22 protein-coding genes and 3 tRNA genes are annotated in these 25,798 nt (G+C 66.1%); 6 read left to right on the top strand and 19 right to left on the bottom strand.

Annotated elements, in window-relative coordinates:
• Positions 1-4 precede the first annotated feature (4 nt).
• From BM004_RS20795 to rpsB, 10 genes are all read right to left on the bottom strand, one after another.
• Entirely contained in the window at positions 5-550 is a 546-nt protein-coding gene (locus tag BM004_RS20795) for an OmpH/Skp family outer membrane protein (protein ID WP_093129899.1), read from the bottom strand.
• Positions 551-2,986, bottom strand: a complete 2,436-nt coding sequence (bamA, locus tag BM004_RS20790) for an outer membrane protein assembly factor BamA (protein WP_093216274.1) — start codon at positions 2,984-2,986, stop codon at positions 551-553. It abuts the gene before it with no gap.
• 38 nt (positions 2,987-3,024) lie between these two features.
• Complete coding sequence (rseP, locus tag BM004_RS20785; protein WP_093216272.1) at positions 3,025-4,398, bottom strand: RIP metalloprotease RseP; 1,374 nt, start codon at positions 4,396-4,398, stop codon at positions 3,025-3,027.
• Between the two features lie 27 nt (positions 4,399-4,425).
• Complete coding sequence (gene ispC, locus BM004_RS20780) at positions 4,426-5,613, bottom strand: 1-deoxy-D-xylulose-5-phosphate reductoisomerase (protein WP_093216269.1); 1,188 nt, start codon at positions 5,611-5,613, stop codon at positions 4,426-4,428.
• On the bottom strand, positions 5,610-6,455 hold the full coding sequence (locus BM004_RS20775; protein ID WP_093129895.1) for a phosphatidate cytidylyltransferase: 846 nt from the start codon (positions 6,453-6,455) through the stop codon (positions 5,610-5,612). The genes ispC and BM004_RS20775 overlap by 4 nt, the downstream gene beginning before the upstream one ends.
• Positions 6,456-6,476: 21 nt before the next feature.
• Complete coding sequence (gene uppS / locus BM004_RS20770; RefSeq protein WP_093216267.1) at positions 6,477-7,205, bottom strand: polyprenyl diphosphate synthase; 729 nt, start codon at positions 7,203-7,205, stop codon at positions 6,477-6,479.
• An 8-nt stretch (positions 7,206-7,213) separates the two neighbouring features.
• Complete coding sequence (gene frr / locus BM004_RS20765) at positions 7,214-7,774, bottom strand: ribosome recycling factor (protein WP_093129893.1); 561 nt, start codon at positions 7,772-7,774, stop codon at positions 7,214-7,216.
• Positions 7,775-7,785: 11 nt separating this feature from the next.
• Positions 7,786-8,508 carry a UMP kinase gene (pyrH, locus tag BM004_RS20760; protein WP_093129892.1) on the bottom strand — a complete coding sequence of 241 codons (723 nt, stop codon included), beginning with the start codon at positions 8,506-8,508 and terminating at the stop codon, positions 7,786-7,788.
• Between the two features lie 96 nt (positions 8,509-8,604).
• Complete coding sequence (tsf, locus tag BM004_RS20755; protein WP_093129891.1) at positions 8,605-9,528, bottom strand: translation elongation factor Ts; 924 nt, start codon at positions 9,526-9,528, stop codon at positions 8,605-8,607.
• 81 nt (positions 9,529-9,609) lie between these two features.
• On the bottom strand, positions 9,610-10,362 hold the full coding sequence (gene rpsB / locus BM004_RS20750) for a 30S ribosomal protein S2 (protein WP_093129890.1): 753 nt from the start codon (positions 10,360-10,362) through the stop codon (positions 9,610-9,612).
• Positions 10,363-10,572: 210 nt separating this feature from the next.
• Between rpsB and BM004_RS20745 the strand changes: the two genes are divergently transcribed.
• Positions 10,573-11,898, top strand: coding sequence for an amidase (locus BM004_RS20745; protein ID WP_093216264.1), 1,326 nt, complete (start codon positions 10,573-10,575; stop codon positions 11,896-11,898).
• Between the two features lie 54 nt (positions 11,899-11,952).
• Positions 11,953-13,206 carry a D-amino acid dehydrogenase gene (locus BM004_RS20740; RefSeq protein WP_093129888.1) on the top strand — a complete coding sequence of 418 codons (1,254 nt, stop codon included), beginning with the start codon at positions 11,953-11,955 and terminating at the stop codon, positions 13,204-13,206.
• On the opposite strand, the gene BM004_RS20735 is transcribed toward BM004_RS20740, so the two are convergent.
• Complete coding sequence (locus BM004_RS20735) at positions 13,196-13,624, bottom strand: hypothetical protein (RefSeq protein WP_093216262.1); 429 nt, start codon at positions 13,622-13,624, stop codon at positions 13,196-13,198. The genes BM004_RS20740 and BM004_RS20735 overlap by 11 nt on opposite strands.
• Positions 13,625-13,678: 54 nt before the next feature.
• On the opposite strand from BM004_RS20735, the gene BM004_RS20730 reads away from it, so the two are divergent.
• On the top strand, positions 13,679-15,145 hold the full coding sequence (locus BM004_RS20730) for an NAD(P)H-hydrate dehydratase (RefSeq protein ID WP_093216259.1): 1,467 nt from the start codon (positions 13,679-13,681) through the stop codon (positions 15,143-15,145).
• A 41-nt stretch (positions 15,146-15,186) separates the two neighbouring features.
• Here BM004_RS20730 and BM004_RS20725 read toward each other — a convergent pair whose 3' ends face one another.
• Together BM004_RS20725 and rnr are read right to left on the bottom strand one after the other, a co-directional pair.
• Positions 15,187-15,951 carry an SDR family oxidoreductase gene (locus tag BM004_RS20725; protein ID WP_093129885.1) on the bottom strand — a complete coding sequence of 255 codons (765 nt, stop codon included), beginning with the start codon at positions 15,949-15,951 and terminating at the stop codon, positions 15,187-15,189.
• A gap of 52 nt (positions 15,952-16,003) precedes the next feature.
• Positions 16,004-18,268, bottom strand: a complete 2,265-nt coding sequence (rnr, locus tag BM004_RS20720; RefSeq protein ID WP_371270080.1) for a ribonuclease R — start codon at positions 18,266-18,268, stop codon at positions 16,004-16,006.
• An 81-nt stretch (positions 18,269-18,349) separates the two neighbouring features.
• On the opposite strand from rnr, the gene BM004_RS20715 reads away from it, so the two are divergent.
• Positions 18,350-18,434, top strand: a tRNA-Leu gene (locus tag BM004_RS20715).
• Positions 18,435-18,664: 230 nt separating this feature from the next.
• A tRNA-Leu gene (locus tag BM004_RS20710) sits at positions 18,665-18,749 on the top strand.
• Positions 18,750-18,830: 81 nt separating this feature from the next.
• Here BM004_RS20710 and rimO read toward each other — a convergent pair.
• From rimO to BM004_RS20680, 6 genes are all read right to left on the bottom strand, one after another.
• Positions 18,831-20,237: a 30S ribosomal protein S12 methylthiotransferase RimO gene (rimO, locus tag BM004_RS20705; RefSeq protein ID WP_093129884.1), complete on the bottom strand. Its 1,407-nt coding sequence runs from the start codon at positions 20,235-20,237 to the stop codon at positions 18,831-18,833.
• 116 nt (positions 20,238-20,353) lie between these two features.
• The gene (gene phaR / locus BM004_RS20700; protein WP_093129883.1) at positions 20,354-20,914 is read right to left on the bottom strand and encodes a polyhydroxyalkanoate synthesis repressor PhaR; all 561 of its coding nucleotides are present in this window, start codon (positions 20,912-20,914) and stop codon (positions 20,354-20,356) included.
• A gap of 77 nt (positions 20,915-20,991) precedes the next feature.
• Complete coding sequence (locus BM004_RS20695; RefSeq protein ID WP_256219967.1) at positions 20,992-21,471, bottom strand: hypothetical protein; 480 nt, start codon at positions 21,469-21,471, stop codon at positions 20,992-20,994.
• A gap of 62 nt (positions 21,472-21,533) precedes the next feature.
• A tRNA-Val gene (locus BM004_RS20690) sits at positions 21,534-21,610 on the bottom strand.
• 48 nt (positions 21,611-21,658) lie between these two features.
• Positions 21,659-23,848 carry a RelA/SpoT family protein gene (locus tag BM004_RS20685; protein ID WP_256219974.1) on the bottom strand — a complete coding sequence of 730 codons (2,190 nt, stop codon included), beginning with the start codon at positions 23,846-23,848 and terminating at the stop codon, positions 21,659-21,661.
• A gap of 66 nt (positions 23,849-23,914) precedes the next feature.
• A complete protein-coding gene (locus tag BM004_RS20680; protein ID WP_371270077.1) occupies positions 23,915-24,865 on the bottom strand; it encodes an alpha/beta fold hydrolase in 951 nt (316 codons plus the stop codon).
• A gap of 68 nt (positions 24,866-24,933) precedes the next feature.
• On the opposite strand from BM004_RS20680, the gene BM004_RS20675 reads away from it, so the two are divergent.
• A complete protein-coding gene (locus BM004_RS20675) occupies positions 24,934-25,704 on the top strand; it encodes a 3-hydroxybutyrate dehydrogenase (protein WP_093129966.1) in 771 nt (256 codons plus the stop codon).
• Positions 25,705-25,798 lie beyond the last annotated feature (94 nt).

Raw genomic sequence — 25,798 nt, 5'->3', positions numbered from 1 at the left:
GGCGTTACTTGCCAGCCGCAGGCGCAGGAGAGCTGACTGACGCGTTCAGCGCCTTGATCACCTTGTCGGTGATGTCGTGCTTCGGATTGATGTAGATCGCTTCCTGAAGGATGGCGTCGTACTTCTCTGCTTCTGCGACCTGCTTCACCACGCGGTTGGCGCGCTCGTAGACCTGCTGCAGCTCTTCGTTCTTGCGCGAGTTCAGGTCTTCCTGGAACTCACGGCGCTTGCGCTGGAAGTCACGGTCCTGGTCGACCAGCGCGCGCTGGCGGTTGGTGCGCTGGCTTTCCGACAGGGTCGGCGCCTCGCGCTCGAACTTCTCGGAAGCCGCCTTCAGGGCGTCGCCCTGGGCGGTCACGTCCTTCTCGCGCTTCAGGAACTCGGCTTCGAGCTTCGCCTGCGCGGTCTTTGCCGGTTGAGCCTCACGCAACACGCGGTCCGGGTTCACGAAACCGATGCGAAAGGTTTCCTGCGCTTGCGCGGGCGCCGCAGCGAGCACGAACGCGGGAATCAACAGCGCACCGGCGGCGGCGCGAATCAAATGCTTCATTTAGAAAGACGTTCCGATCTGGAATTGGAGGCGCTGAATTCTATCCTTCGGGATCGTGATGAACCCGGTGCTGGGATCGACCACTTCCTTCTGAGACATGACGGGGAAGGCATAAGCCAGGCGCAGCGGGCCCAGCGGCGAGATCCAGCTGACGCCCAGGCCGACGGAAGCGCGCAGCTTTTTCTCGGCCTTCCACTGTGCATCGGTCAGGCCGGCAGCGCGCGAACCGAACACATTGCCGATGTCGAAGAAGCCGTACAGGCGCAGCGTGCGGTCGTTGCCGGCGCCGGGGAACGGCGTGCTCAGCTCGGCATTGAAGATCGCCTTCTTGGTGCCGCCGATGGCAGCGCCTTCGGTCTGGCCGAACAGCGGCAGGTCGCGCGGGCCGAGCGAGTTCTGCTCGAAGCCGCGGATCGAACCCAGGCCGCCGGCGTAGAAGTTCTTGAAGATCGGGTAGACCTTGTTGCCCAGTGCCTTCGCGTAGCCGACTTCGCCGTTGATCGAGAAGGTGTACTGCTTGTTGATCGCGAAGAACTGCTGGTACTGGTAGTTCGTCTTGACGTACTTCATGTCGCCAGCCGCGCCCACCTCGAGGTTGGCGCGCTGCAGGCGGCCCGTGGTCGGGATCAGCGCGCTGTCGCGGCTGTCGCGGCCCCAGCCGATGCTCAGCGGAACACCCCAGACGCTCTTCTGGTCGCAACCGATCACCAGGATGCCGGTCGGGTCTTTCTTGCACTGGAAGTAGCTCAGGTACGACGGCGGCGTGGTCAGGCCCGAGAAGGCCGTCGAACTGTTGGCGTCGAATGCATAGCGTTCGAGGCCGACACCGAAGAACACGGTGTCGACTTCGCTGAACGGCACGCCGAAGCGGATGGAACCGCCCTGGTTCACCAGCTTGTAGTCGCCGTCGATCGACGACGAGTACGGACGCGTGGTGGTGTGATACAGGCTGATCGTGCGCGAGATGCCGTCCTGCGTGAAATACGGATCGGTGGTCGTCAGCGACAGCGTGCGGTTGTACTTGCTGGTGTTGACCTGCACGCCCAGGAAGTTGCCCGAGCCGAACACGTTTTCCTGCGAGATGCCGAAGGTCAGCGCGACCTTTTCCGCGCTCGAGTAACCGGCGCCGAGTTGCAGGCTGCCCGTGGGCTTTTCGGCCACGTTGACGGTCAGGTCGACCTGGTCGGGCGAACCCGCGACTTCCTGCGTGTCGACGTTCACCTCGGTGAAGAAGCCCAGGCGGTCCACGCGGTCGCGCGAAAGCTTGATCTTGTCGCCGTCGTACCAGGAGGCTTCGAACTGGCGGAACTCGCGGCGAATGACTTCGTCGCGGGTCTTGTTGTTGCCGCCGACGGACACGCGGCGCACGTACACGCGGCGCGCCGGCTCGGCCTGCAGCGTGAGTGCCACACGGTTGTTGACTCGGTCGATCTCCGGGCGCGCCTGCACGCGTGCGAACGCATAGCCGAAGGTGCCGAAGTAGTCGTTGAAAGCCTTGGTGGTCTCGGTGACCTGCTCGCCGTTGTACGGCTCGCCGGGCTTGATGGTGATGAGCGACTTGAAGTCGTCGTCACGGCCGAGGTAGTTGCCGTCGAGCTTCACGCTCGACACGACGAACTTCTCGCCTTCGGTGATGTTGACCGTGACCGTCAGGTCCTTGCGGTCCGGCGAAATAGCGACCTGCGTCGAGTCGATGCGGAACTCGAGGTAGCCGCGCGTGATGTAGTACGAGCGCAGCGTTTCCAGGTCGGCATTGAGCTTGGCGCGCGAGTACTGGTTCGACTTCGTGTACCAGCTCATGAAGCCGCCGCTGTCCTGGTCGAACAAGCTCAGCAGCGTCGATTCGCTGAAGGCCTTGCTGCCGACCACATGCACTTCGCGGATGCGGGCCGAATCGCCCTCGGTCACGGTGAAGGTCAGGTTGACACGGTTGCGCTCGATGGGCGTGACGGTGGTCACGACCTGCGCGTTGTAGAGGCTGCGGCTCACGTACTGGCGCTTGAGCTCCTGCTCGGCGCGGTCGGCCAGCGCCTTGTCGTACGGGCGGCCGTCGGCCAGGCCGACTTCACGCAGCGCCTTCTGCAGCGCGGCCTTGTCGAATTCCTTGGTGCCGACGAAATCGACGTCGGCGATGGTGGGCCGCTCTTCGACGATCACCACCAGCACGTTGCCGTTGACGTCGATGCGCACATCCTTGAACAACCCCAGATCGAACAGCGCACGGATGGCGGCCGAACCGCGCTCGTCGCTGTAGGTATCGCCCACGCGCAGCGGCAGCGATGCGAAGATCGTGCCGGCTTCAACGCGTTGCAGGCCTTCGACGCGAATGTCGCGAACCGTGAAAGGCTCTACGGCCCAGGCTGCAGTGGCCGCAAGCGCACTGACAACCACCGCGGCAACGCTACGCAGGCGAAAGCGATTGAAGTTTTTGTTCATCTGTGAATTGAGCCGGCACGGAAAGGGCCGGCAGAAAGTTAACCAAAGAGCCGCGTGACGTCGTTGAAGAGTGCGACCGACATCATGACCAGCAGCAGGGCGACACCCCCGCGCTGAAGCCGTTCCATCCAGGCGTCAGAGACGCTCTTGCCGGTCAGGCCCTCCCAAAGATAATACATCAGGTGCCCCCCATCGAGGACCGGCAGCGGCATGAGATTGAGGACCCCGAGGCTCACGCTGATGAGCGCCAGGAAGACCAGATATTGCGTGAAACCGAGGCTCGCGGACTTGCCCGCGTAGTCGGCAATGGTGAGCGGACCGCTCAGATTCTTGAGCGATGCCTCGCCGATGACCATCTTGCCCATCATGCGCACGGTCAGCGCCGAGACCTCCCAGGTACGGACCACGCCGCGCCAGACGCCGTCGACCAGGCCCTGGCGCACCGTCACCATTTCAGGGGCCGCGCCCACGTAGGCACCGATGCGGGCAACCTTCGCGCCGCCCTCTTCCCGCACCTCGGGCTTAACGTCGATGGTGAGTGGCTGGCCGCCGCGCTCGAGCCGCCAGGCCTGCACGCGCGGCTGGTCGCCGTCGACCGAAGCACGGATCACCTCGCGCAGTTGCTGCCCGTCGACGATCGCCGTGTCGCCGATGGCGCGAACCACGTCGCCGTTGCGCAGGCCGGAACGCTCCGCCGCGCTGCCCGCCATCACCTCGCCGATCTCGGGCCGGGTGAGCGGCGCCAGCACGCCGATCTTGCGGAACATCTGCGGATCGGCGTCCTTGGTCTCCATGCGGCTGAGCGGGAGCAGCACCTGCCGCGCCGGCTTGCCGCCTTCGCCCGCGATCTCCAGCGTCAGGTCATGGCCGTCGAGCGCGCCGCGCGTCATGCGCCAGCGCAGGTCTTCGAAGGACTGCACCGGCGACAGGTCGCCGTCGAAGCCGGCTTGCGTGATGTGCTCGCCGCCGCGCAGGCCCGCCGCCTCGGCCAGCGAGGCCGCCACGGGACGCCCGAGCCTGGCAACCGGCTCCTGAACGCCGATCCAGTTGACCGCCGTGTAGAGCGCCACTGCCAGCAGCAGGTTGGCGATCGGGCCCGCGGCCACGATGGCCGCGCGCGAACGCAGGGGCTGGGTGTTGAAGGCGCGATGGCGCTCTTCGGGCGCCACGGGGCCTTCGCGCTCGTCGAGCATCTTGACGTAGCCGCCGAACGGGAACGCACCGATCACGAACTCGGTCTGCTGCCCCGGATGCTGGCGCTTGGGCTGCCAGCGGAGCAGCGCCTTGCCGAAGCCGACGGAAAACCGCTCCACCTTGACGCCGCAGGCCACCGCGACGCGGTAGTGCCCGTACTCGTGCACCGCGATCAGGACACCGAGTGCGACCACAAAGGCTATGACAGTGAGCAACATCGGAGTCCTCGGTTTCCAGGGGGTGTGTCAGGCCGCGAAACGCAGCGCCGCGGCATTCGCGGCCGCACGGGCGCTGGCATCGAGCGCCAGCAGGTCGGCGAGCGATGCGGGCTTGGAGGGCGACACCGCTTCCAAAGTTTCCATGTTGACCGCATGAATGCGGTCGAAACGCAGGCGCCGGTCGAGGAAGGCCTCGACCGCCACTTCGTTCGCGGCGTTCAGCACGGCCGTGGTGCCCGGCGCGGCGCGCAGCGCCTGCCAGGCCAGGCCCAGCCCCGGGAACAGCATGGCGTCGGGCGTCTCGAAGCTCAGCGCCGACATCTGGCGGAAGTCGAGCCGCGCCGCACCGCTCTCGATGCGCTCCGGCCAGGCCAGGCCGACCGCGATCGGCACCCGCATGTCGGGCGTGCCGAGTTGCGCGATGACCGAGGCGTCGGTGAACTGCACCATCGAATGCACCACGCTCTGCGGATGAATGACCACCTCGATCTGCTCGGGCGTCACGCCGAACAGGTGCCGGGCCTCGATGACCTCGAGCGCCTTGTTCATCATCGTGGCCGAGTCGACCGAGATCTTGCGGCCCATGACCCAGTTCGGATGCGCGCAGGCCTGCTCCGGCGTGACCGTGCCCAGCGTGTCGGGCGCGCGCGTGCGGAACGGGCCGCCCGAAGCGGTGAGGATGATCTTGTCGATGCGCCGCGGCCAGGTCGACGGGTCTTCGGGCAGCGACTGGAAGATGGCCGAGTGCTCGCTGTCGATCGGCAGCAGCGTGGCGCCGCCCTCGCGCACGGTGCGCATGAACAGGTCGCCACCGACCACGAGCGCTTCCTTGTTGGCCAGCAGCAGCCGCTTGCCGGCACGCGCCGCCGCGAGGCAAGGTGCAAGGCCCGCGGCGCCCACGATGGCGGCCATGACGGCATCGACCTCGTCGTGCGACGCTATCTTTTCGAGAGCATCATCCCCAGTCAGGACGACCGTATCGAGCGAATTCTGCTTGAGTTTCTCGGCCAGCAGCGCCGCATGCGGCGCGCTGGCCATGACGGCGAAGCGCGGCGAGAACCGCGCGCACTGCGCCAGCAGTTCGTCGACCTTGGTGGCCGCGGAAAGCGCGAACACCTCGAAGCGCTCGGGGTGGCGCGAAATGACGTCGAGCGTGCTCACACCGACCGAACCGGTCGAACCTAGCACCGTCACGCGTTGTCTGGGAGTGTTCACAGGAAGGCCAGCATCATGGCAATGGGAAGCGCGGGCAAGAGGGCATCCACGCGGTCGAGAACGCCGCCGTGGCCGGGCAGCAGCCGGCTGCTGTCCTTGGCGCCGGCGCTGCGTTTGATGAGAGATTCGACAAGGTCGCCCACGACACTCATCGCCGCAAGGAACAGCGCGCCGAGCAGCAACAGCCACCAGCCGCGCTCATGGAGCCGCGTGTAGAGGCTGGCCACCGTGGCGCCCGCCGCCTTGTCGGCCCAGACCCAGGCAAAGGCCAGCACCACCACGCCGATCATGCCGCCCCACACGCCTTCCCAGCTCTTGCCGGGGCTGATCGCGGGGGCCAGCTTGTTGCGGGTGAACTTCAGGCCGAAGGCGCGGCCGGCGAAATAGGCGAACACGTCGGCCACCCACACTAGCACCAGGATCGAAAGCAGGAAGTTGATGCCGACCATGCGCGCCTGCACCGCGGCCAGCCAGGCCACCCACAGCGCCAGCAGGCCGCCGACCAGCCGCAGCCCGCGCGGAATGCGGGGCCAGCCCGGCACCGCCACGCGCAGCAGTGCGGCGCCGCCCAGCACCCATGCGGCGCTGGCCAGGGTCCACATCAATGCGAGCGGCTGGTTCAGCAAGCCCAGCCACCACGACAGCGCGCACAGCACCACCGTCTCGATGCCCAGGAACACCGACAGCCGCTGGCCGTAGCCGTTCAGGCGCCCCCACTCCCAGGCCGCCGCGCCGATCAGCACGAGCATCACGCAGGCAAAGGGAATGTGGCTTGGATAGAACAGCGCCGGCAGCAGGATCGCGAGCAGCACGATCGCCGTGAGGATGCGTTGTTTGAGCATGCGAGAGGGGTTGTCGGGCCGTCAGGCCGTCTGGCCTTGGGGGGCCGAGACCTGTGCCGAGGTTTGACCGAAGCGGCGCTCGCGGCCCTGGAACGCGGCGATGGCCTCGTCCAGCGCGGCCTCGTCGAATTCGGGCCACAGCTTGTCGCTGAAGAAGAGCTCTGCGTAGGCGCTTTGCCAGAGCAGGAAGTTCGACAACCGCTGCTCGCCGCCGGTGCGGATGAACAGGTCGGGGTCGGCCACGTGGGCCAGCGCCATCGCGCGGTCGAGGCTGAGCTCGGTGATGGCTTCGCCTTGCGCAACCAGCTTGGCCGCGGCCTGCGCGATGTCCCAGCGGCCGCCGTAGTTGAAGCAGACGTTCAGCACCATGCGCGCGTTGTGCGCGGTGGCCGCCTCGGCTTCGACCAGGCCCGCCACCATCTTCGGCGACAGGCCGGCTCGTTCGCCGACGAAATGCAACCGCACGCCGTCCTTGCTGAGCCGGGGCACCTCGCGGGCGAGCGCACCGACCATCAACTCCATGAGTCCGGAGACTTCCTCGACGGGACGGTTCCAGTTCTCCGAGGAGAACGCGAACACCGTGAGCACGCCCACGCCGCGGTCGGCGCAGGCCTTGACGCAGCGGCGCAGCGATTCGACGCCCTGCTTGTGCCCCGCGACGCGGGGCAGGAAGCGCCGCGTCGCCCAACGGCCGTTGCCGTCCATGACGATGGCAACGTGGTGGGGAATGCGCGGCGATGAAGAGGCCATGGCAGGCCTCAAACGGCCATGATCTCCGCTTCCTTGGCCGTGACCAGGCGGTCGATTTCCGAGATGTGGCGGTCGGTGACCTTCTGGATCTCGGCTTCGGCGCGCTTCTGGTCGTCTTCGGACGCCAGCTTGTCCTTGACCAGCTTCTTGACCGCTTCGTTGGCGTCACGGCGCAGGTTGCGCGTGGCGATCTTGGCGCTCTCGCCTTCGTTGCGCACCAGCTTGGTCATTTCCTTGCGACGCTCTTCGCTCATGGCGGGCAGCGGCACGCGGATCAGGTCGCCCATCGAGGCGGGGTTCAGGCCCAGGTCGCTTTCGCGGATGGCCTTCTCGATCTTGGCGCCCATGCCCTTTTCCCAGGGCTGGACGCTGATGGTGCGCGAGTCGAGCACCGACACGTTGGCCACCTGGCTCAGCGGCACCTGCGAACCGTAGTACTCGACATGGATCGAGTCGAGCAGTGCCGAATTGGCGCGGCCGGTGCGGATCTTGGTGAGGTTGCTCTGGAACGCCGCGAGCGATTGGTTCATCTTCGCGTCGGTCGTGCTCTGAATATCTGCAATGGTCATCTTATTGGCTCCTAGGCATGCACCAGCGTGCCCTCGTCCTCGCCCATCACGACGCGCTTGAACGCGCCGTTCTTGAGGATCGAGAACACCTTGATCGGCAGCTTCTGGTCGCGGCACAGCGCGAAGGCCGTGGCGTCCATGATGCCGAGATTCTGCGCAATCGCCTCGTCGAAGGTGAGCGAGGAATAGCGCGTCGCATTGGGGTTGGTCTTGGGATCGGCGGTGTAGACGCCGTCGACCTTGGTCGCCTTGAGCACCAGTTCGGCGCCGATTTCGGCACCGCGCAGCGCGGCGGCCGTGTCGGTCGTGAAGAACGGGTTGCCCGTGCCGGCCGCGAACACCACGACCTTGCCCTCTTCGAGGTACTGCAGGGCCTTGGGGCGCACATAGGGCTCGACCACCTGCTCGATGGCAATGGCGGACATCACGCGGGCGATGAGACCCTGCTTGTCCATGGCATCGGCCAGGGCCAGCGAGTTCATGACGGTGGCCAGCATGCCCATGTAGTCGGCCGTGGCGCGATCCATGCCGACGGAGCCTCCGGCGACGCCGCGGAAGATGTTGCCGCCGCCGATCACGACCGCCACCTGGACGCCCATGTTCACGACTTCGGCCACTTCCTGGACCATGCGCACGATCGTCGCGCGGTTGATGCCGAAGGCGTCGTCGCCCATCAGTGCCTCTCCCGACAGCTTCAACAAGATTCGCTTGTGGGCTGGGCGGGGATCAGACATGGGCAATTTCCTTTGGTTGGCGGGGGCGAGTGTAAAACGTAGCGGTGAAAAAGCGGCGGCACGCGTTCGCGCACCGCCGCTTGTATGGCAGCAGAATCAGGCGGCTGCCTTGGCAGCGGCGACTTGCGCGGCCACTTCGGCGGCGAAGTCGTCGACCTTCTTCTCGATGCCTTCGCCGACCACGTACAGGGTGAAACCCTTGATCGAGGTGTCGGCGGCCTTGAGCATCTGCTCGACGGTCTGCTTGTCGTTCTTCACGAACGGCTGGTTGTGCAGCGAGACTTCCTTCAGGAACTTCTGCACGCCGCCTTCGATGCGCTTGGCAACGATGTCGGCAGGCTGAGCCTTCTTGCCTTCGGCTTCGGCCGTCTTGCGGTCTTCTTCCGCCTTGCCGGCAGCCACTGCGCGCTCTTTTTCGATCAGCTCGGCAGGCACGTCCGACGCCTGGATGGCGACCGGCTTCATCGCGGCGATGTGCATTGCCACGTCCTTGGCCGAGGTGTCGTCGCCTTCGAACTCGACCATCACGCCGATGCGCGTGCCGTGCAGGTACGAAGCCAGCTTGCCGTTGCCGGCGAAGTGCTTGAAGCGGCGGAAGCTCATGTTCTCGCCGATCTTGCCGATCAGGCCCTTGCGCACGTCTTCGAGCGTGGGGCCGAAACCGTCCTGCTCGTAGGCCAGCGCACCCAGGGCGGCGATGTCCGCGGGGTTGTTCTTCGCGACCAGCATGGCGGCAGCGTTGGCCAAGGCCAGGAAGCTGTCGTTCTTGGTGACGAAGTCGGTTTCGCAGTTGATTTCGATCATGCCGCCGGCAGCGCCGTCGACGAAAGCCGTGACCACGCCTTCAGCGGTGATGCGGCCCGATGCCTTGCCGGCCTTGTTGCCGAGCTTGATGCGCAGCAGCTCTTCGGCCTTTTCCATGTTGCCTTCGGCCTCGGTCAGGGCCTTCTTGCATTCCATCATGGGCGCGTCGGTCTTAGCGCGCAGTTCGCCAACCATGCTTGCGGTGATTGCAGCCATTTGTGTATCTCCGTAATTCCAAAAATCAGGTTAAAAAAAAGGGGCACCAAAGCCCCTTCTTCAGGCTCGCGAGCGCGCCAATCAGGCCGAAGCGCCTTCTTCGACTTCGACGAATTCGTCGTTGCCTTCGGCGATGGCCTTGACCACGTCACCGGTGGCGCTGTTGCGGCCTTCGATGATGGCGTCGGCGATGCCGCGGGCGTACAGCGTGACAGCCTTCGACGAGTCGTCGTTGCCGGGGATCACGTAGTCGATGCCTTCGGGCGAGTGGTTGGAGTCCACCACGCCGATCAGCGGAATGTTGAGCTTCTTGGCTTCAGCCACGGCGATCTTGTGGAAGCCCACGTCGATCACGAAGATGGCGTCCGGCAGTGCTGCCATGTCCTGGATGCCGCCGATGTCCTTTTCGAGCTTCGCGATTTCGCGCGAGAAGGTCAGTTGCTCCTTCTTGCTCAGCGAGTCGAGGCCGGCTTCCTGCTGGGCCTTCATGTCCTTCAGACGCTTGATCGAGGTCTTGACGGTCTTGAAGTTGGTCAGCATGCCGCCGAGCCAGCGGGTGTCGACGAAAGGCACGCCGGCGCGACGGGCTTCAGCCGCCACGATTTCACGGGCCTGGCGCTTCGTGCCGACCATCAGGATCGTGCCGCGGTTGGCCGTGAGTTGCTTGGCGTACTTCATCGCGTCCTGGAACATCGGGAGCGACTTTTCCAGGTTGATGATGTGAATCTTGTTGCGGTGACCGAAGATGAACGGAGCCATCTTGGGGTTCCAGAAGCGGGTTTGGTGACCGAAGTGGACACCGGCTTCCAGCATTTCGCGCATGGTGGTAGACATTGAAAATTACTCCAAAGGTTGGGTCTAAAATCCAGCCCGTTTTGTGCTCTCTTGAACGGAGTCACAACACCTTGATTGGGCCGGTTTGCGGATGCGTTTGGCTGGATGCAACGGAAGCCGTCGCTCGGCCAGCGAAACCCAAAGAGTATAGCACGCCCGCCTCCCCTCTTTCCTGAACCCGAGCCGCATGCGCGGCACCTGCAGCCACCCATGAACGACCTTCACGCCACCCGTCTCACCCTTCTGGCAGGTGGCTCCGATGCACGCACCAAAATGGAGCGCTCCATCGGCATCGCCCAGTCGCCGGCCTGCACCCACGTCTTCACCCGCACGATGTTCGACGAGGCCCGCCAGGCCGCCGCCGGGTCGAACCCCGACAGCCGCCTTTGCGGGCTCGCCTTCACGGCCAAGGACCTGTTCGACATCGAGGGCCAGCCGACGCCAGCAGGCTCGGTGGTGCTGGCCCACGCGCCCGCCGCCAAGGCCGATGCCACGGCCGTGGCCCGGCTGCGCGCCGCCGGCGGCGTGCTCACGGGCCGGACCAACATGACGGAGTTCGCCTTCTCCGGCGTCGGCGTCAACCCGCACCACGGCACACCGGCCAACGTGAGCGACGCCGCCACGCCGCGCGTTCCGGGCGGCTCGTCGTCCGGCGCGGCCATTTCGGTGGCCACCGGCGCCGCCTTCATCGGCCTGGGCTCCGACACGGGCGGCTCGATCCGCATTCCCGCGGCGCTCAACGGCATCGTCGGCTTCAAGAGCACCGCCCGCCTCGTGCCTGCAGACGGCGCGCTGCCGCTGTCGACCACGCTCGACACGGTCTGCGCCATGACCCGCTCGGTGCGCGACGCCATCGCCGCGCACGAAATACTCGCCGCGCGGCGCGTCACGGCCGGCAATGCGCCGCTGGCCGCCTACCGGCTCGCCGTGGTCAGGAACGTGTTCTTCGACGGCATCGAGCCTGCGGTCGCCACCGCCTTCGAACGCACGCTGAAGACCTTGCGCGCCGCCGGCGCCCGCATCGAGGAAATCGAGCTGCCGCAGCTGGCAGAACTCGCGACCATCAACGCCACCGGCGGCTTCTCGGCGGCCGAGGCCCATGCCTGGCACCGCCTGCTGCTCGAGCGCAGCGGCGCCGGCTACGACCCGCGCGTGGCCCAGCGCATCCTGCGCGGTGCCACCATGAAGGCGCACGAATACATCGACCTGCTGAACGCCCGCCACGGCTGGATCGCCCGCGTCGAAGCCGCCATTGCCCCGTTCGACGCCGTGCTTTCGCCGACCGTGCCGATCACCGCGCCGACCATCGCCAGCGTGGCCCCCGGCGCCGAGCGCGACGACGAATTCTTCCGCGTCAACGCACTGCTGCTGCGCAACCCGTCGATCGTGAATATGCTCGACGGCTGCGCGCTCTCGCTGCCCTGCCACGCCAACGGCGAACTGCCGGTCGGCCTGATGCTGTGGCATGCCGCCCTGCACGACGACGCCGTGCTCGCGGTGGCACTCCAGACCGAGCATGCGCTACAAAAACAATAGCCGCCATCGCACGCCCACCGGGCGTCAGCCGCTTCTTTTATCTAAATATCCTCAATGAAAATCGCGATCGTGGGCGCCGGCATCATCGGCGTCACCACCGCCTGGGAACTGGTTTCCGACGGCCATGAAGTGACCGTGTTCGAGCGCCGAGGCGCCGCCGCAGAAGAAGCCAGCTTCGCCAACGCAGGCGTGGTCGCACCCGGATATGTCACGCCCTGGGCGGCCCCGGGCATGCGCGGCAAGGTGCTGCGCTCGCTGCTCTCGTCGCACGGCGCCATCAAGCTGCGCTGGCCGCTCAACTCGCGCGACATCGGCTGGATGTCACGCTGGCAGAAGGCCTGCAAGCTCGAGACCTACCTGGCCAACCGCGCCCGCATGCAGCGCCTGGCCTTCTACAGCCGCACCCGGCTGCACGAAGTGTCCGAGGCGCGCGAACTCAGCTACGAGCGCAGCGACGGCTACCTGGTGCTGCTGCGCTCCAAGCGCGAGAAGAAGCTGGTGCAGCCTGGGCTCGAGGTGCTGCGCCAGGCCGGCAGCGTGTTCCGCGAGGTCGATGCCGACGAGGCCCGGCTGCTCGAACCGGCCCTGAACCCCGACACGCCGCTGGCCGGCGCCATCCACCTGCCGGAAGACGAAGTGGCCAACTGCCGCCAGTTCGCGCTGCTGCTCAAGTGGGAGGCCGAGGCCTTCGGTGCGCAGTTTCACTTCAACTGCGACATTGCGCCGCTGAGCCGCGCGGCGCCGACCTCGCTGTCGCTGGCGGGCGGCTCGGAAGCCGTGCGCTACGACGCGGTCGTGATGTGCGCCGGCCTGAACTCGGCCTCGCTGCTGCGGCCGCTGGGCTTGCGCATTCCGATGGCGCCGGTCTACGGCCATTCGGTCAGCGCGCCGATCCGCGAGCCGCTCAACGCTCCGCGCAGCGCGGTGATGGACGAGCGCTACAAGGTCGCCATCTCGCGCCTCGGACAGCGTGTGCGCGTGGCCGGCAGCGCCGAGATCGGCGGCTCGCTGGACACGATGAACCCGGCCGCCATCCAGACGCTCTACAAGGTGCTTCACGACTGGTTTCCGGGGGCGGCCACGCTGCAGTCCGGTGTGCAGCAGTGGAAAGGCGCACGGCCGATGCTGCCGGACGGCCCGCCCGTGCTGGGCCCCAGCGGCATTCCGGGCGTGTGGCTCAACCTCGGGCATGGTTCGAGCGGCTGGGCGCTGTCGTGCGGCAGCGCGCGCGTGCTGGGCGACCTGATCGCCGGTCAGGACCCGGGCATCGACCTCGAAGGCCTCGGCGTCGAACGGCTCAGTCTCTAGGGCCCCAGCGGCGCAGTTGCTCCGGGGTCGCCGCCTTTTCCACCGGCAGTTCGGGCTCGGGCGGCGGCGCCCACCGGCCGGCAATCCACCCCAGGATGGCCGGCGCCACCAGCGCGAAAAACACCAGGCACAGCAGGTCCGCGCCGATCAAGAGCCAATTCGCCAGGCTCGACCCTGCCTCGGCCGGTACGTCGAGCCAGTGCATCACGCCGAAGCCATAGCCCACGCCCAGGGTCCACGCCACGTCGCGCAGCGGGATGCGGCGCAACGACTCGGCCAGCAGGAACAGCCCCCACACCAAGGCCAGCAGGCCGAGCGCCCAGGCTGCGCCGGCGATCAGCGCGAGGGCCGTGCCGATCAGGCCGGCGAAAAACGCCAGCAGCAGGACCAGCAGCCAGCCAAGGGTCTTGAACGTCATCGGCCGATGATAGAGAGAGCGGATAGAGCGCAGGCGCGGCGGCACAATGGATCGATGCACCGCATCACGTCCGCCACCGCCGCCGACCTGTTCGACATCGCCGCCACGCGCCGCATCGAGCAGGCCGCGGCAACCGCCCTGCCCGCCCACACGCTGATGCAGCGCGCGGGGCTTGCCGTGGCGCGCCTCGCCATGGCGATCGCACCGCATGCGCGAACGATCTGGGTGGCGTGCGGGCCGGGCAACAACGGGGGCGATGGCTTCGAGGCTGCGGCGCAATTGCGGCATCGCGGCTTCTTTCCGGTGGTCACGTTCGCGGGCGACGAAAGCCGGCTGCCGCCGGATGCCAGGGCCTCGCTGCAGCGAGCGCGCGATGCGGGCGTCACTTTCGCAGCGGCGCCGCCGTCGAGCCATGACCTGGCCATCGATGCGCTGTTGGGCATCGGGTCGACACGGCCGCCCGAAGGCACGATGGCCGAGTGGCTGGCGCGAATGCATGCCAGTGCGCAGCCCGTGCTCAGCGTCGACGTGCCCTCGGGGCTGAACGCGGACACGGGCACCCTGCCCCATGGCGCCGATCACGCACAGACGTCGCCCCGCACCTGCATCACCTTTCTCACCTTGAAACCCGGCCTGTTCACGGCCCAGGGCCGCGATGCGGCGGGCGCGGTGTGGGTCGACGATCTCGGCTGCGGCGCATTCGCCAAGGAACACGCACCAACGGCACGCATCGCAGGCACGCCCGCCATGCAGCCGCGCACCCACGCCTCGCACAAGGGCAGCTACGGCGATGTCGCGGTGATCGGCGGCGCGTCGGGGATGGCCGGCGCCGCGCTGCTGGCCGGCTCGGCGGCGCTGCATGCGGGCGCGGGACGCGTGTTCGTCGGGCTGCTGGATCCGAGTGCGGCACCGGTGGACGTTTCGCAACCGGAGTTGATGTTGCGAGACGCCCATGCGCTTGACCTCTCGGGCATGACGGCGGTGTGCGGTTGCGGTGGTGGAGAGGCCGTTCGCGACCTGCTGCCCAGCGTGCTGTCGACGGCGGCGGCACTGGTACTCGACGCCGATGCGCTCAATGCCATCGCGGCCGATGCCGCGCTTCAAGCGCAGCTGGTATCTCGAGGGAAAAGCGGCGCGCCGACAGTGCTCACGCCGCATCCGCTGGAGGCCGCACGCCTGCTGGGCTGCACGGCTGGCGAGGTGCAGGGCGACCGGCTGGCCGCAGCCCGCCAGTTGGCATCCCGGTTCGGCGCCGTGACGGTGCTCAAGGGTTCAGGCACCGTGATTGCCGGCACCGGCAACCAGCCACCGGTCGTCAACCTGACCGGCAATGCCCGCCTGGCAAGCGCTGGCACTGGCGACGTGCTGGCCGGCATGGTCGGCGCGGCGCTGGCGATGCGCCGGCCGCCGTTCGAGGCGGCCTGCGAGGCCGTCTGGCAGCACGGCCATATCGCCGACACCTGGCCGGCCGATGCGGCCCCGCTCACGGCGGGCACGCTGGCCCGCCGCGCGCCCGCCTGACCAACCGACCAACCGACCAACCGACCAATCGACCGACGGGTTTAGCCGCGACCGACGAAGGGCATCTTCGTCGCCATGATGGTGTGGAACAGCACGTTGGCTTCCAGCGGCAGGTTGGCCATGTAGAGCACCGACTGGCCGACGATCTTCACGTCGATGAGCGGCTCGATCGCCAGCTCGCCATTGGCCTGCGGCACGCCCTTGGCCATGCGCGCGGCCAGTTCGGTCATGGCGTTGCCCACGTCCACCTGCCCCACCGCGATGTCGTACTTGCGCCCGTCGAGCGACGCCGTCTTGGTCAGGCCTTCGACCGCGTGCTTGGTGGACGTGTAGGCGGCCGAGTTCGGACGCGGCGCGGTGGCCGAGATCGAGCCGTTGTTGATGATGCGCCCGCCCATCGGCGTCTGCGCCTTCATCGTGCGGAACGCCTGCTGGATGCAGAAGAACATGCCCGTCAGGTTGATGTCGACCACGCCCTGCCACTGCTCCGGCGTCCAGTCCTCGAAGGGACCCGGCGGGTTGCCCACGCCGGCGTTGTTGAACAGCAGGTCGACGCGGCCAAAGCGATCGACCGCGGCCGCGAACAGCGCCTGCACCGAATCGGCCTTGGCCACATCGGTCGGCACGGCGAAGGCGCGCGCACCGGCGCCCGACTCTTCCGCCACCTGCTCCAGCGGCTCCAGGCGGCGACCGGCCAGCACCACGTTCCAGCCGTCGCCCAGCAGCGCCAGCGCGGCGGCGCGGCCGATGCCGGAGCCCGCCCCGGTGACGATGGCGATGCGGCCTTTGTTGTCTTCAGCGCTCATGCGGTCTGTCTCTTTCTTTTGTCAGTTTGTCGATGGTTCATGCGGCAGGGCATCAGCGGCGCGGCTTGCGCCCCTTCATCTTGTTGGCGGCCTTCTTGACCGCCGACTTGAAGGCCTGCATCGCCGACTGCGGCCCGGCCGCAACCGAGGTGCCGCGCTCGGCGCGCGGCTGGTCGGCCGAGGCGTCGGCCTTGTGGCGCGAACCGCGCTTGGCCGATGCCTTGACCGGCACGCCCGATGATGCCGCGCCCTTGTCCTTCATCGCGCGCGACATCAGGTCTTCGCCCTCGCGCACGAGGCGGAAGTCGATCTTGCGGCCGTCCAGGTCGACGCGGCTCACCTGCACCCGCACGCGCGTGCCGATGGCATAGCGGATGCCGGTGCGCTCGCCGCGCAGCTCCTGGCGCATCTCGTCGAACTTGAAGTACTCGCCGCCGAGCTCGGTGATGTGCACCAGCCCTTCGACGTACATCGCGTCGAGCGTGACGAAGATGCCGAAGGTGGTGGCCGCGGTGACCACGCCGCCGTACTCCTCGCCGAGGTGCTCGCGCATGTACTTGCACTTGAGCCAGGCCTCGACGTCGCGGCTGGCTTCGTCGGCGCGGCGCTCGTTGGCGCTGCAATGCAGGCCCGCGGCTTCCCATGCCAGCACTTCCTTGCTGGGCGCGATGGTGGCTTTCTGCGGCTTGGCCGTCGGCGCCTTCACGCGCGACGCGAGCCGCTTGGCCAGCTTCGCATGCGCTTCGCCGGGCGTGGGCAGCATCGGCAACTGGTAGCGCGACTTGGTGAGGATCGCCTTGATCACGCGGTGCACCAGCAAGTCCGGATAGCGCCGGATCGGGCTCGTGAAATGCGTGTACGCCTCGTAGGCCAAGCCGAAGTGGCCGCTGTTGAACGGCGTGTAGATCGCCTGCTGCATCGAGCGCAGCAGCATGGTGTGGATCTGCTGCGCGTCAGGGCGCTCCTTGGTGGCCACGGCAATCGCCTGGAACTCGCCCGGCTTGGGGTCGTCCGTGATGCTCAGGCCCACGCCCATCGCCTTCAGGTAGCCGCGCAGGATTTCCTTCTTCTCGGCCGTCGGGCCCTCATGCACGCGGAACAGGCCCGGGTGCTTGCCTTCGGCGATGAAGTCGGCGCTGCAGACGTTGGCTGCGAGCATCGCTTCTTCGATGAGACGGTGCGCCTCGTTGCGCGTGCGCGGCACGATCTTCTCGATGCGGCCGGCGTCGTCGCAGATGATCTGCGTCTCGGTGGTCTCGAAGTCGACCGCACCGCGCTTGCCGCGCTGCTTGAGCAGCGCCTTGTACACGTCGGCGAGGTTCAGCAGGTCCTTCACGCGGTCCTTGCGCTTGGCCGCTTCGGGGCCGCGCGTGTTGCCGAGGATGGCGGCCACCTCGGTGTACGTGAAGCGCGCATGGCTGAACATCACGGCCGGATAGAACTGGTACGCGTAGATCTCGCCGTCGGCCGCGACCAGCATGTCGCACACCATGCACAGGCGTTCGACATCGGGGTTCAGCGAGCACAGGCCGTTCGACAGCTTCTCGGGCAGCATCGGAATGACGCGGCGCGGAAAGTAGACGCTGGTGGCGCGGTCGTAGGCGTCGATGTCGATAGGCGAACCGGTGCGCACATAGGCACTGACGTCGGCGATGGCCACGAGCAGGCGCCAGCCCTTGCCACGGCCCACCTTCGCGGGCTCGCAATAGACGGCGTCGTCGAAGTCACGCGCGTCTTCGCCGTCGATGGTGACGAGCGGGATGTCGGTGAGGTCGACGCGCCCCTTCTTGTCGGCGGGACGGACCTTCTCGGGCAATGCCTTGGCCTCGGCCAGGCACTCCGCGGAGAACTCGTGCGGCACGCCGTACTTGCGCACGGCAATTTCGATTTCCATGCCGGGGTCGTCGATCTCGCCCAGCACTTCCTTCACGCGGCCCACGGGTTGGCCGAACAACGCCGGCGGCTCGGTGAGCTGCACCACGACCACCTGTCCGACCTTCGCAGGACCGGTGGCACCCTTGGGAATCAGAACGTCTTGTCCGTAGCGCTTGTCTTCGGGGGCAACGAGCCAGATACCGCCTTCATGCAGCAAGCGGCCGATGATCGGCTGCTCGGGACGCTCGACGATTTCCACCACGCGCCCTTCGGGGCGACCGCGGCGGTCCTGCCGCACGACACGCGCCTTGACGCGGTCCTTGTGCAGCACCGCGCGCATCTCGTTCGGGGGCAGGTAGATGTCTGCTTCACCGTCGTCGCGCTGCACAAAACCGTGCCCGTCGCGATGTCCTTGAACAGTGCCTTCGAATTCGTCCAACAAGCTGCTGGAAGTGACATTATTTTTGATATGATCTCCTTCTTTCCTGAAATTCAAAACATAACTGCTTCGGCAGTTCTGTGGGCCCAGATGGCGGAATTGGTAGACGCACTAGTTTCAGGTACTAGCGAGTAACATCGTGGAGGTTCGAGTCCTCTTCTGGGCACCAAGTTTAAACAGACCTTTACCAGGTCATCCGATTGAAGCCACCGGTCTCCGGTGGCTTTTTTCATGGCCGTTTGAATCTGCATCAAACGGGCAACGCGGGCGATGCCGCCGGCTTCGAAAACAAAAATGCGCGCGCAAGCGAACATCTCTGTCAGGAAGCCGCAGAAAATTGTGTATACTCGTAGTCTTTGCTGAAAAGCAAAAAAACACAGCTGCTTCGGCAGGTGTGAAGCCCAGATGGCGGAATTGGTAGACGCACTAGTTTCAGGTACTAGCGAGTAACATCGTGGAGGTTCGAGTCCTCTTCTGGGCACCAAATACAAGCTGACCCCCGCCAGGTCATTCGAAACAAGCCACCGGTCTCCGGTGGCTTTTTTCTTGTCTGTACGAATCCGCATCAAACCGGCAGTGCGATCAGGTCGTGGCCTTCTGCGCCCACGATGCGCGCGCGCGTGAACTCACCGACCTTGAGCGTCTTGCTGATCTTCTCGGGCGGCAGCAGGCGAACCGTGCCGTCGATCTCCGGTGCATCGGCGTACGTGCGCCCCACCCCACCCTTGCGGCCCATGCCCGGCGCCGAATCGACCAGCACCTGCATCGTCGAGCCGATGCGCTTTTGCAGCTTGGCGATCGACACGGCTTCCGCCACTTCCATGAAACGGGCGCGTCGCGCCTCACGCTCCGGCTCGGGCAGCATGCCGGGAATATCGTTGGCGGTCGCGCCTGCGACCGGGCTGTAGGCAAAGCAACCGGCACGGTCGATTTCGGCTTCGCGAATGAAGTCGAGCAGATGCTCGAATTCCTGCTCCGTCTCGCCGGGGAAACCGGCAATGAAGGTGCTGCGGATCACGAGCTCCGGGCACACCTCGCGCCAACGCGCCAGACGCTCCAGGTTCTTCTCGCCGCTGGCCGGACGCTTCATGCGCTTGAGCACGTCGGGGTGGCTGTGCTGCAGCGGCACGTCGAGGTACGGCAGCACCATGCCGCTGGCCATGAGCGGAATGATTTCGTCGACGCTCGGGTACGGGTACACGTAGTGCAAACGAACCCACGCGCCGTAAGGCTCGGCGATTTCGCCCAGGGTGCGCACCAGCTCCAGCATGCGGGTCTTGACCGGCTTGCCGTCCCAGAACCCGGTGCGGTACTTCACGTCGACGCCATAGGCCGAGGTGTCCTGGCTGATCACCAGCAACTCCTTCACGCCGCCTTCGAACAAGGCCTTCGCCTCGCTCAACACGTCGCCGACCGGCCGCGACACCAAGTCGCCGCGCATCGACGGAATGATGCAGAAAGTGCAGCGGTGGTTGCAGCCTTCGCTGATCTTCAAGTACGCATAGTGGCGCGGCGTCAGCTTGAGGCCGGCAACGCCGAAGGTGTTCGGCACCAGGTCGATGAAGGGGTCGTGCGGCTTGGGCAGGTTGGCGTGCACCGCATCCATCACCTCTTGCGTGGCGTGCGGGCCGGTCACGGCCAGCACGCTCGGGTGCATCTGGCGCACCAGATTGCCGCCCTGGTCGCCGGTCTTGGCACCTAGGCAGCCGGTGACGATCACGCGGCCGTTTTCGGCCAGCGCTTCACCGATGGTGTCCAGGCTTTCCTTCACCGCATCGTCGATGAAGCCGCAGGTGTTGACGATCACCAGATCGGCACCTTCGAAAGTCTTGGAGGTCTGATAGCCCTCAGCGCTCAGCTGGGTCAGGATCAATTCGGAATCTGTCAGGGCCTTGGGGCAGCCCAGGCTCACGAATCCGACCTTGGGGGCGGTCGGCGTGGCCGTACGTTCGGGGGAGGCAACTTCGCTCATATGCCTCTATTGTCCCAGCTATCGGTGACGGCTGGGCATTCATTGGAGAACCTTCGCCTTCGGCCGAGGGTCAAGCGCACTCGGTCGATCTGGCGGCCAAACGGCCGGGACGAAACTCAGGGACGCTTGATGCCAAAGGCGCCAAGCACCTGCTCGGTGTTTTTCTGCATCTGCTCCTGCATCTGCAGGAACACATTCTTCGATTGCTCGACGTAGTTGCCCATCAGCCCCTGCAGCATCGGCGACTGCATGCTCATGAAGCGCGACCACATTTCGGGCGTCAGGCCTTCGGCCTTGTCGGCCAGTTGGGCCTGCACTTCGGTCATGGCTTGGATATTCTTCTCGAGATACGGGCCCATGTAGCCCTGCATCGCCTGCCCGTAGAAACGGATGATGTTGGACAACACCTGCTCGGTGAACATCGGCGCGCCGCCCGCCTCTTCTTCAAGAATGATCTGCAGCAGAATGCTGCGGGTGAGATCGTCGCCGGACTTGGCGTCACGCACCACGAACTGCGCACTCTGGATGACCAGCTGCTTCACCTCGGTCAGCGTGATGTACGTGGATGTCTCGGTGTCGTAGAGCCTTCGGTTGGGGTACTTCTTGATCACACGCTGTACCGGTTTGACCCCGGACTTCTTGCTCTGCACTGCGGACTCCTTCACATGGACGCCCATGTCATCGGATGATTCTAGGGAGCGGTTTTGCTGCGCCGCGACAAGGTTTACCCTGACCGCACGACGCTCGTGCACGTTCAGTCCGACGATGTGGCGTATTCCGCCCCGCACGAATGGCAGGACGCGGTCTCTGGAAGCTCTTCGGAAGCATCACGAAAACGCAGCGGATTTTTTTGTCCGTAGACCACCCAGCAACGTGGGCAGTGCTCCTGACCCGGCGTGGGAAGGTAGGCGCGGGCACGCTGTTCGGCACGCTCTTCGGTCAACGGCATGCCCTGGCGTTGCTGCGCGCGCGCCACTTCGCGTGCAGCCATGGTTTCCGTGCGGCCACCTGCGTGGTCGTTGATGCCGTAGACGGCACGTGCAAACTCGAGAGGAGCCTGCTTCAACAGCAAGGCCTGACGCTTGTCGGCATGAGCCCGATCAACCAGCGTTGATCGCGTATTCATCTGATCGCTTATCAAGAAATTGGGAAATGGTTTGCAGTGCGGCCAAGTTAGCACAACAAGATGGCCACGGTCTTTTTCTGCATCACCACAGATGGACGATTGATGCACCGGGGAACCCGGTGCATGCTTTGTTCAACTGATCCGGTGGTTGGCCGGGATTGAACAAAAATTGGTAGGCGCGATTGGACTCGAACCAACGACCCCCACCATGTCAAGGTGGTGCTCTAACCAGCTGAGCTACGCGCCTAAGGATGTGTCCGAGAAGCACTTATTGTAGCAGCAGAAATCATGCTTTTCAGCGACGACGTGCAGATCGCACACCAATAACTGCAGTGACCAGTCCGAGCACCTGCGTGAGCCGCGCGGCATCGGCGATTTCCACGGTGAACGTCATCCACGCCGTGCCCTTGATCGATTGCGTCTGCACGCCGATCACATTCATCTTCTCGCGTGCGAACACGTCGGAGATATCGCGCAGCAGCCCTTGCCTGTCGGCCGCCTCGACGGACACGTCCACCGCATACACCGGCGCCTCTGCACCCTTCTTCGCGGCACCCCACTCCACATCGATGACGCGCTCGCCATCCTTCGCGGCCATCGTGCGGAAGTTGCTGCAGTCGCTGCGGTGCACGCTGACACCATGACCTCGCGTGACGAAACCGCGAATGGCGTCGGGCGGCGCAGGCTTGCAGCACTTGGCAAGCTGCGTCATCAATGAAGACACGCCCACCACCAGCACACCGCCCTTGCCCGACTTCTCGCTGCCGCGCGCCTTCTTGATGAGCACGCCGTCGTCGGGACCCGGTGCGGGTTCCGGCGGACGCAGCAACGTCTCGATGTTGCGCAACGAGAACTCGTCCTTGCCGACCACTTCGAAGAGGTTGTCCGCCGACTTGAAGCCCAGCTGCGACGCGAGATCTTCGAGCCGCACCGACGTCTTGCCTTCGCGCTGCAGCAGCTTCTCGACCGCTTCGCGTCCACGCGCCACGGTCTCGTGCGTGATCTGTGCGTTGAACCACGCACGCACCTTCGCACGTGCACGGTGGCTCGCCAGATAGCCCAGCTCCGCATTGAGCCAATCGCGCGAAGGTCCGCCTTCCTTGGCCGCAATGATCTCGACCGTCTGCCCGTTCGACAGCGGTGTGTTCAGCGGCACCATCGCGCCATCGACACGCGCACCGCGGCAGCGATGGCCGAGCGTGGTGTGCACGGTGTACGCGAAGTCGACCGGCGTCGCGCCCTGCGGCAGTTCGACGATGGCCGCGTCCGGCGTGAGCACATAGATGCGGTCGTCGAACAGGCCCTGCCCCTGCAGGCCGCCCGAAAGATCCCGCTCCCACGCCAGCAGCTGGCGCAGCACCGCGATCTTCGCGTCGTATTCGCCGCTCGCCCATACGCCCGCGTAGCCCTTGTGGCCCGCTTCCTTGTAGGCCCAGTGGGCCGCCACGCCATGCTCGGCGTGGTCGTGCATTTCTTCCGTGCGAATCTGGATCTCGATCGGCTTGCCCGGCTTGCCGTCGACCAGTTCGCGCACCACCGTGTGCAGCGACTGGTAGCCGTTGGGCTTCGGCCGCGCGATGTAGTCGTCGAACTCCTCGTCGATCGGCTGGAAGTGCGAGTGCACCCATGCCAGCGCCGCGTAGCAATCCTTGACGTCGGGCACCACCACGCGCAGCGCGAGGATGTCGAAGACCTGCGCGAAGTCGAGCGACTTGCCGCGCATCTTCTTCACGATGCTGTAGATGTTCTTCGGGCGACCCTGCACCGTGGCCTTCACGCCTTCGGCCTGCAGTTCGCGTTCGAGCTGCGAGCGCAATTGCTCGATGTGGCCTTCGCGTTCGATGCGCTTCTCGTCGAGCAGCCGCGCGATCAGCTTGTAGGTTTCGGGCTCGAGAAAGCGGAACGAAAGATCCTCGATCTCCCACTTCACCTGCCAGATGCCCAGCCGGTTGGCCAGCGGCGCAAACACCTGCAGCGATTCGCGCGCCACGCTCTCCGGTGTCGGCTGCTTGCTCGCGGCCGCATGGCGCAGGGTTTGCAGCCGCGAGGCCAGTCGCAGCATCACCACGCGCAGGTCGCGCGAGAACGCGAGCAGCATCTTGCGCACGTTCTCGGTCTGCGCGCCGGCGCCTTCGGCATGGTGCCCCTGCGACGCGGAGCGCGCCTGCTCCTGCACGCGCACCAGCTTGGTCGTCTCCACCGCGAGCGCCGCGAAGTTGTCGCCGAACACCTTGGCGATGACTTCCTGCGGGCGGTTCAGGTGCTGGCAGGCATAGACCAGGTAGCTCGCAGCCTGCATGGCCTCGGAGCCGCCCATCTTCGCGACGATGGCGGCCACCGCGTCGGCATGCGCGAGCGTGTTCTCGCCCGTGTCGAGCGTCTCATCGGCAATCAGCGGCTCGGCGAACGCGCGCGCGCGCGCCAGCATGTTCTCCATCACCGGCGTGCGGTCGGCCGTGGCGGCGGACAACGGGTAATCGACCATGACCGCGTCGGACACGGGCGCCGTCTGGAGGCTCGAGGAATCGCGCTTCACGCTGCACTCTCTCGATCAGTCGAACAGGAAGTCGGTGACGGCGGCGATCTGCGCGGGGTCGACGAAAGTCGGCGCATGGCCCACGCCGTCGAACTCGACCAGTTGGGCCCGCGGGCCGCGCTGCGTCATGGCCAGCGCGGTGTCGCGCGACAGCAGATCGGAGACCGCACCGCGCGTGAGCAGCGTGCGCGCCTCGATGGCGTCGTACAGGCTCCACATGATCGCGCCGCCCTGGGCCGCCGCCTCGGGCGTGATGGCGCGCAGCGCCACGCCGATGGCGGGGTCGTAATGAAGCACCCAGGCACCATCGCTTTCAATGTCCGCGTCTACCTTGGCCGAGCCGTCGGCCGTGCGTTGCGACGCCGGCACCACCATGTGCTGCGACAGCGACAGCCACTGCTGCGGCGTGTGCGGACCGAAGGTGGTCGACAGCGCCCACATCGCATCGGAAGCGGCCTGCACGCTCGCAAACTGGCCGGCCTGCCCCACGTACGCGCCGATGCGCTGCACCGCGGCCGGCTCGATGGTCGGGCCGACGTCGTTGGCCACGAAGCGGCGAATGGGCCGTGCCAGCGGCAGTTCCTTGTGGCCCGCGAGCACGAAGCCGATCAGCCCGCCCATGCTGGTGCCGACGTAGTCGAGCGCGTCGATGGGTTGTTCGCGGTGCAGCTGCGCCACCAGCGCCAGCATGTCGGCCGCGTACACGGGCACCTGATAGAAGGCCGGGTCGCGCAGCCAGTCGCTGCGCCCGCGGCCCACCACGTCGGGGCAGACCACGCGCACCGCGCCGCCGGCGCGTGCCACGATGGCCTGGGCCAGCGCGTCGAAGTCGCGTCCCTGCCGGGTCAGCCCGTGCACGCAGACCACGACGTGCGCGCTGCGTGCGTCGCCCCATTGCCAATAGGCCATGCGATGGCCACCCTGGGCGTCGTCGCACGCCACGTAATGAAGCGTCGGTTCGGTCATGAAAACGAAGTCGTTCTGGTGCGGATAATTGTCTCGTCGCATCCTAATTCATCCGGAGATTGATCTACATGCTCAAAGGCAAAACCGCGCTTGTCACGGGGTCCACCAGCGGCATTGGCCTCGCCATCGCCAAGGCTCTCGCCCAACAGGGCGCAAACATCGTGCTCAACGGTTTCGGCGATTCCGAAACACCCAAGGCCCAGATCGAGGCACTCGGCGTGCGCGCCGAGTACCACGGCGCCGACATGAGCAAACCCGACCAGATCGAGGACATGATGAAGTTCGCCGCGTCCAGGTTCGGCCGCGTCGACATCCTCGTGAACAACGCCGGCATCCAGCATGTCGCCAAGGTCGAGGATTTCCCCACCGAACGCTGGGACGCCATCATCGCGATCAACCTCACCAGCGCGTTCCACACCACGCGCCTGGCGATCCCGGCGATGCGCGAAGCCAACTGGGGCCGCATCGTCAACATCGCGTCGGCCCACGGGCTCGTGGCGTCGGCGCAGAAGTCGGCCTACGTGGCGGCCAAGCACGGCATCGTCGGGCTGACCAAGTCGGTCGCGCTCGAAACCGCGACCTCGGGCGTCACCGCCAACGCGATCTGCCCCGGCTGGGTGCTCACGCCGCTGGTGCAGAAGCAGATCGACGACCGGGCGGCGCGCGAAGGCATCACCGCCGCGCAGGCCCAGAACGACCTGCTGGGTGAAAAACAGCCTTCGCTGCAATTCACCACCGTCGAGCAACTGGGCGGCCTGGCCGTGTTCCTGTGCTCGCCGGCGGCCGACCAGGTGCGCGGCGTGGCCTGGGCCATGGACGGCGGCTGGACCGCCCAGTGACACCCTGATCGGAATGCCCACTAGGAGGTAGCCCGAAGGTAGGCCCTCCTTCTATATAGGGAGGGACCGGCGCGCCCGATGCGCCTGGACGCAT

The organism is Variovorax sp. OK212, from assembly GCF_900112425.1.
Taxonomy (GTDB): Bacteria; Pseudomonadota; Gammaproteobacteria; order Burkholderiales; family Burkholderiaceae_C; genus Variovorax.
This window is presented reverse-complemented; position numbering and strand designations above follow the sequence as displayed.